This is a genomic window from Stieleria sp. (genome assembly GCF_041595215.1).
In the GTDB taxonomy this organism is placed as follows: domain Bacteria; phylum Planctomycetota; class Planctomycetia; order Pirellulales; family Pirellulaceae; genus Stieleria; species Stieleria magnilauensis.
This window is the reverse complement of record NZ_JBFHKV010000398.1, coordinates 1-6857: the sequence shown is the minus strand read 5'-3', so window position 1 is coordinate 6857 and position 6857 is coordinate 1. Positions and strand designations below refer to the sequence as shown.

The 6857-nt window shown below is 57.0% G+C and carries 6 protein-coding genes and 1 pseudogene; 1 reads left to right on the top strand and 6 read right to left on the bottom strand.

The features are described from left to right. Positions 1-246 precede the first annotated feature (246 nt). From ABX749_RS16195 to ABX749_RS16175, 5 genes are all read right to left on the bottom strand, one after another. Positions 247-1752 carry an SHD1 domain-containing protein gene (locus ABX749_RS16195; RefSeq protein ID WP_372896888.1) on the bottom strand — a complete coding sequence of 502 codons (1506 nt, stop codon included), beginning with the start codon at positions 1750-1752 and terminating at the stop codon, positions 247-249. A gap of 241 nt (positions 1753-1993) precedes the next feature. Beyond that, positions 1994-3196, bottom strand: a complete 1203-nt coding sequence (locus ABX749_RS16190; RefSeq protein ID WP_372896887.1) for a mannitol dehydrogenase family protein — start codon at positions 3194-3196, stop codon at positions 1994-1996. Between the two features lie 345 nt (positions 3197-3541). Beyond that, positions 3542-4069: a PRC-barrel domain-containing protein gene (locus ABX749_RS16185; RefSeq protein WP_372896886.1), complete on the bottom strand. Its 528-nt coding sequence runs from the start codon at positions 4067-4069 to the stop codon at positions 3542-3544. Positions 4070-4230: 161 nt separating this feature from the next. Next, positions 4231-4434 (bottom strand): CsbD family protein, encoded by a 204-nt coding sequence (locus ABX749_RS16180; protein WP_372896885.1) that lies wholly within the window; start codon positions 4432-4434, stop codon positions 4231-4233. Positions 4435-4592: 158 nt separating this feature from the next. Then, positions 4593-4772, bottom strand: a complete 180-nt coding sequence (locus ABX749_RS16175; RefSeq protein ID WP_372896884.1) for a hypothetical protein — start codon at positions 4770-4772, stop codon at positions 4593-4595. Positions 4773-5029: 257 nt separating this feature from the next. Here ABX749_RS16175 and ABX749_RS16170 point away from each other — a divergent pair, with 257 nt between their 5' ends. Next, the gene (locus ABX749_RS16170) at positions 5030-6391 is read left to right on the top strand and encodes an NAD(P)/FAD-dependent oxidoreductase (RefSeq protein WP_372896883.1); all 1362 of its coding nucleotides are present in this window, start codon (positions 5030-5032) and stop codon (positions 6389-6391) included. Between the two features lie 69 nt (positions 6392-6460). Here the strand turns inward: ABX749_RS16170 and ABX749_RS16165 are convergent. Further along, a pseudogene (locus tag ABX749_RS16165) lies at positions 6461-6857 on the bottom strand (hypothetical protein); the annotation flags it as partial.

The window sequence follows — 6857 nt, the reverse complement described above, 5'->3', positions numbered from 1 at the left end:
TACAACCGGACGGCTCGCTCGTTCCGCTAACGCCTGCAGTTGTTGTTAGCGGCAGGGCGCGAGCCCGCCGGTCCTTCAACGTGTTTTCAAGCTACAACCGGACGGCTCGCGCCGTTCCGCTAACGCCTGCAGTTGTTGTTAGCGGCAGGGCGCGAGCCCTCCGGTCCTTCAACGTGTTTTCACGCTACCACCGGACGGCTCGCGCCGTTCCGCTAACACTTTCCGTACCAAAGGAATCCGCGCGCGCTACTGCGACTCAATCGCTTTGACAACAGCTTGGTCGGCCGTGCTGAGTCGGCTGATCGGAACACTCAACTCCTTTCCGTCCGCGCGTTGCAAAACGACATTTGGTCCGTCCACACGAACGAATTGGGCGTCCACCCGGAAGGCTCCCGTGCTGTCACTCCACTGGCGCATGCCGCGTCCCTCGTCCATCTTTTCGTTCGCCGTCGCAAACGGGTTGCTCGTGTTGGCTGGCGGAGGCGATGAACCGGCCGCCTCGACGACGGGTTCGATCCCTTTCCAAAGATTCTTGGCGGCCATGCTGACGCCGATCACCTTGTGCGTTTGCAACTCTTTCACCCGCATCGCAACATCAAAGTCGTTCGGATGCGGCTTGTACCCCTTCATGCGTCTCAGTCGGTTCGCAATGGTTGGCCATTGCGACGAATTCAAATCGGCCATCACTTCGCGTTTCACCTGACCGGTCAACGGCTTGCCTTCCTGTTCTTTGGCTGCCGCTGCCTGTTTCGCATTTCGTTCAGCCGTCCGCTGTTGGAGTTCTGCGATGCGGTCCTGTCGCGCCTTGACGTGTGCGGCATAGGCTTCGTCGGACATCCGATCGTAAGCCACCGTCACCGGGATTTTGACATCGGTGTTCTTGGATTGGATGGTCAGATCGACCTTGAAACGCATTGATTCGGTGACGCCGCGTTGGCGATCAAAGACCCAGGTACCCGTTCCGTTCATCTCAAATCCGGTTTCCTCGCTGTTTGCCGCCGGCGAGGACAGAGAATAGGTTTTGCGAATCGTCACCAGATTCCCAGCTTCACTTTGAATCTCGTAGCTGGCTGTTTCCCCGCCGCCGGTTTTGACCGTTTCGTTTTGGTCATTGGCGAAGGGGCCAAACCTCGGACCGAAGCGGGAGTTACTTGAAGAACGTGAGGTGATGGTCAGACCGCTTCCGTCCTGCCATTTCCGAGTCTCTTGCTCGGGGAGTACGTCAAAGGGCAACAAGGAAAGATTGCCCAACAGGAACGGCAACTGCGAGTCACCTCGCATGCTCTCCACACCGCCGGTGCTGGTCAAGACCAAGGTACTGGTGGACTGAGCGAGTCCTTGAAAATCGGGGCGATCAAACGGACCGCGCGGCATCGGAGGGCCGCCCGGACGCGGTCCAAACCCGCCTCTTCGCGGACCGCTGCCGGACGATTTCGATTTAACAGATTTGCTTAATCCACCGCTGTACTCAACGGTCATCGTTTCGCCCTCGGTTTGCTTTCCGGTAAAGACAATGACCCCTTGCATGGTTTCGACCGAGCTGGGCGTGTCCGCCGTGATGGTGACCGTATATGGGACCACCTCGTCGGGCGCAATTCGATATCGCAGCGGTTCCGCATTCGCGACGGCCTCGAGCGTCAACGCTACGAAACCGAACGTCGCCGCTACGACACCGACCAAGAAAAGACGGGATGTCGTCCAAAGCATGTCATGCTCCAATTGCCAAAACGGGTTGAATTGATCCGAAGTCATTCTTTTCCCGGCAACCGATGGCCGGAAAAACCGCCAGAAGCATCTGCTGGGTCAGACCTTGGGCGTCACCAGGCTTTCGCTCTTGTCTGCGAAATTAGGCATCGTGGGCTTCAAGTCAGTCCACTATATCTACTCCGGCACCGTAAAAACCGTGGCACGCAAATTGGAAAAAAAATTGCCAACGGCTTGTCGATTGAATCAGCCGTTTGGCGTGAGCCTACGGGCCGCGGTGCGTTTGAGTCTAAGAGGCACCGCCGGCATCACCGAGCACCGCCCGCATGTGTTCGCTGACGTCGGGCGTGCGGTCCATCCGGTCAAGCATCTCCAGATAAGTCTGCGCAAACCGCTCGTTGTCGGCGAGGTCGCCGAAGACCTGTTGAATTCTCAGAAACGACAACCGGTCGTCGCGAGTGGCTTTCGCTGCCTCGTGCAAACTTTCTTTCAGCCCATCGGTCACATCGAGTGGTTGGCCGTGGCGATCGGCGTGTTTCTCGCTGTAATAGCACCACGCCGCGATCACGAGTGCCGCATAACGGATGCTGCCCCCCTTGGTGAGATTTTCGCAGATGGTGGGGATCAGGAAGACGGGCAGCTTGCTGGAACTTTCCAGACAAATCCTGGCCAGGTTGTCACGGATGTTGGGATTGCCAAACCGTTCAATCAACGTCGCCTTGTACTGGTCCAAGTCGATCCCTTCCACGGCATCGAGTACGGGCGTCGCCTCCACGTCAAAGAACTGTCTCAGGAAATCGCGAAACAGATCGTCGTGGATACACTCGTTGATCGTTTGGTAACCGTAAACGCTGCCGAGAATCCCGAGCACCGAATGGCCGGCATTGAGCAGCCGCAATTTCATTTCTTCATACGGCGTGACATTGGAGCAGAATTGCACGCCGACGTTCTGCCAATCCGGGCGGCCCGCCGAAAAGTGGTCTTCGATGACCCATTGGCAAAAGGGCTCGCAGACAACCGGCCACTGGTCGTCGACGTTGAACTCCGTTCGCAGATACTCGATGTCGGCATCGGTCGTCACCGGCGTGATCCGATCGACCATCGCGTTGGGAAAGCGGACTTCTGAATCAATCCAGGCGGCCAGTTCGGAGTCTTGCAGGCGAGCAAATCCGACCAGCATTTTCCGTGTCAAGTCGCCGTTGTGCTGAATGTTGTCACAGGACTGAACTGTGAACGCCGGCAATCCGCTATCACGACGTTTCCGGAGCGCCGCGGTCAAGTATCCGAACACCAGCTTTGGTTGTGACGGATGATCGACGTCGTGCCGGGCGTCGGGATTGGACGCGTCAAATTCGCCGGTTTCGGCGTCGACGTTGTAGCCGCCTTCGGTGATCGACAGCGAAACAATTCTCGTCGCGGAATCGGCCATCCGATCGATGACCACCGCGGGATCGTCGCAACCCATCAAGAAATCGACGATCGATCCGATCACTCTCGTGCTCCGCGACCGGCAACTGCTCGGGGTTCATTTCAGCAACGGAAATGTCGCGAGCGTTATCGGTCATGGCTATCCGCTGCCGGCGTCAGGCTTCAAATGGAAAAGTTAATCGCCTATTGGCGACTTGCGGGCTGATTGCCAGCAGTATCAAGTCTAGACGGCGGCGATCATTCCCACAAGTTCGCTGCAGCGGGTTGCGCGGTCAGTGCCAACCGGGTTTGAAATCGTTGTCGACGCGAAATCGCGGTGGCAGAATTGACGAAGGCTGCCGCGAACGCTTGGTCCGCGGCAGCCTTGTCGTCACCAAGCTGCAAATCCGGTTGTGTCTTCTGGCTGACTCTACTCGTTGTTGGACTCGCGATTGAGTCGCTTCATTCGTTCTTTTGCGTCTTCGTTGCGGTTAACGCCGTAACGCTTGTCCAACTCGCGAGCCCACTGGCTGTCAGCCATGTCGGGCCAATTGTCTTCGTCGAAGCCCTCTTGGCCTTCGAGTTGTTGCTGCGTGACGTTGAGCACAAGCACGTAGTCATCCGCATCGATATCATCATCACCGATTTCGTCTGGATCGACTTGTACTTTGAACGCTTCGAACGGCACGGCAAACAGTTTGTTCCCCAAACCGATGAAACCGCCGTAGGTCACCGCGGCGTACTTGACTTTGCCGGTCCGGGAATCGATCACGATATCCTTGATTTCACCGACGCTCTCGCCTTGCGAATTCTGGATGTTGTAACCCATGAGTTGACTGACCCGGATGTTCGCACCACGAGTCTTCTCATCGAGTTTTCCGGCGTCTGCGGAACGCCGTTGAACGCGTTGGCGTTCCTTGGTCTCGGATTCTTGGGCAACCGCGGCAGTCACTGTCATGCAAGCGATCGCGGTGGTCGCCAACAAAGTGTGAATTGCAGTTTCCATGGCTTTGGTACTTCTGTTTACGCTCTGAGAGTCGTTTGTCACACACAGCAGAGAAGAGGTCACAGGGCCCAAACGCTGTGTACTTTTGGACCCTGTGGAATTGCGGTTAGTGGCTAGCAATTGCAAGAGGACTCGAACTCTCGCACTTGGCGTTCTGCTTCATCGCGGGCGATGCCGTATCGTTCTTGCACGACACCGACCATCTCTTCGCGTTTGCCATCGATGCGATCGAGTTCGTCTTCGGTCAGTTTGCCCCACTTCTGTTGCGCCTGACCCTTGACTTGTTTCCACTTGCCTTGGATTTGATCCCAATTCATGTTGTTGTCCCCTTATTGAGTGTCTGAACAATGCCGCCTCGCCGAGCGGCCCAAACGACATCGTGCACGTTGTGGACCAATGTCGAAGAACTTGACCAGCTGTTTGGGCAACGCGGTTTTCGTAAGGGTCTGCCCGCTGGCTTGCGGGCGGTTGGTTGCTAATCGACCACCTCGACGTCCACGTCGCCCGTTTCGCGATCACGTTGGACCTCCACTTCGCCGTCCGCGGTTTCCATCTCTAACAACGGTTCTTTGCCGTCGCAGCCTGCCAGGACGAAGCCGAGCGTGGCGGCGAACGTCAACAACAATGCATGCATGAAGTCTCGAGAGGTTCTCACAGCAGGTTTCCTGAATTTGCGATCAAAGGTTGCAGTGCCGTGCTTGACGCCACGGGTTTGAAGTCGGCCCATCGGCAACAACACCAACAGGACGATGACGGGCGACCCATAGCAAAACTTGTGCCGAGTGCTTTGGCACACTGCGTGCATTTAAGTTACTGCGTGCATTTGAGATTTGAGAGCTTATCTGATTGATACCGTAAGCGATTGATTCTGGACGCGACTTGATTCACCCACCGACTGGAGACTCCACTGTGATGAGCACAAACCGGTTTGACCTCATTGCGATCGGAACCGGTCCGTCCGCGTCAACGGTAGCGAAGAAGACCGCAGACGATGGCAAACGTGTCGCGGTCATCGAATCGCGAGGATTTGGCGGCACCTGTGCGCTACGCGGGTGCAACCCGAAAAAGGTCTACACCAACGCTGCTGATTTGATCGATCGGACGCGCGGCGGACTGGACAAGTTCATCGAATCCGATGGCGTTCGTGTCAACTGGGCCAAGCTATTGGAATTCAAGCGTGAATTCACCGAACCGGTGCTGGAACATAGTGAAGCGTCGTTCCAAAAACGCGGGATCACAACCTTTCATGGAGAGGCGTCATTTGTCGATCCGACGACCATCCGTGTCGGTGAACACCAACTATCGAGTGATCGCATTTTTGTCGGCGTCGGGGGCCACCCTCGATCGCTCGACGTCCCCGGTGGCGAGCTGGCAATTCACAGTGACGAATTCCTCGAACTGGAATCGATTCCCCAGCGCATGGTCTTCATCGGAGGCGGCTATATCTCCATGGAGTTTGCGTGCGTGGCGGCCCGCTGCGGTGCCGAGGTGATCGTGCTGGAACGCGGCGACGGGGTGCTATCGCCCTTTGATCCAGACTTGGTCAAGCAGTTGGTCCGATACGGGAAGTCGCGTGGAATGGACGTCCGAACCAATGCGGAGGTCGCCGAGATCTCCCCAGGCGATGCGGGGTCGTTCGTCGTGCGATACGGGCATGCCGATCGCAATGACGAGACCCTGCAGGCCGATCTGGTGGTTCACGGGGCGGGGCGTGTGCCGAATCTTGGCAGCTTGAATCTGAAAGCCGGGAACGTTGCGTTCGGCGACGATGGCATCAAGGTCGATTCACTGATGCGAAGCGTGTCCAACCCGTCCGTTTTTACTGCCGGTGACTGCGCTGACACGGGAAAACCTCGCCTGACTCCGGTTGCCAACGAAGAGGCTCGCGTCGTCGTCAAAAACCTGTTCGCCGAACACCCGCAAGAGCGGCCAGACTATGGACAGGTTCCGAAAGTCGCCTTTACCGTTCCGCCGATCGCATCGGTGGGGATGTCACAACACCAAGCAGAAGCATCGCACAATGTTGTCGTTCATCATCAAGACACGTCGTCATCGGGTTCGGTCCGCAAAACACACCAACCTTGTGGCGGGTACAAAGTACTGATCGACAAAGACAGTGATCGTATCCTCGGGGCACACCTGATCGGTCCGGCGGCGGACGAGACGATTAACTTGTTCGCACTGGCCATGAAGTTTGGTTTGACAGCGACGGATATCAAGTCGACGTTGTTCGCATTCCCGACGCATGCGTCCGATGTGCGGCAGATGCTTTGAGGCCTCCACGAGTCCCTTGATCTAACCCCGGATGATGGTTCTTAACGAAACGCCGCGACGGCAGGGTTGCTAATTGATCGGTTGGAGGTCAGCCGGATGACCGGCATACATCAGGGTATCCAGATGCGAGGCTGCCGATCGGCGGCGGCGACGGTCGCGGCGTGAATTCGCATCACGCTGGTTCGTATCACGCTGGTTCGCATCACGCTGGTTCGCATCACGCTGGTTCGCATCACGCTGGTTCGCATCACGCTGGTTCGCATCACGCTGGTTCGCATCACGCTCGTTCGCATCACGTCGGTTCGACGCCTCGCGCGTCTCCGACTGACTTTGGCGGAGTTTTAATGCGGCTTGCTCGGTGTAGGGAGCTTCCATGCCTCTGCGGTTGTGGTAGTGATTGAAGACCCGTTCATACATCGGGCGCAGTCTGCCGCGACTGTTGCTGGAGATCGATTTGTAGTGGTAG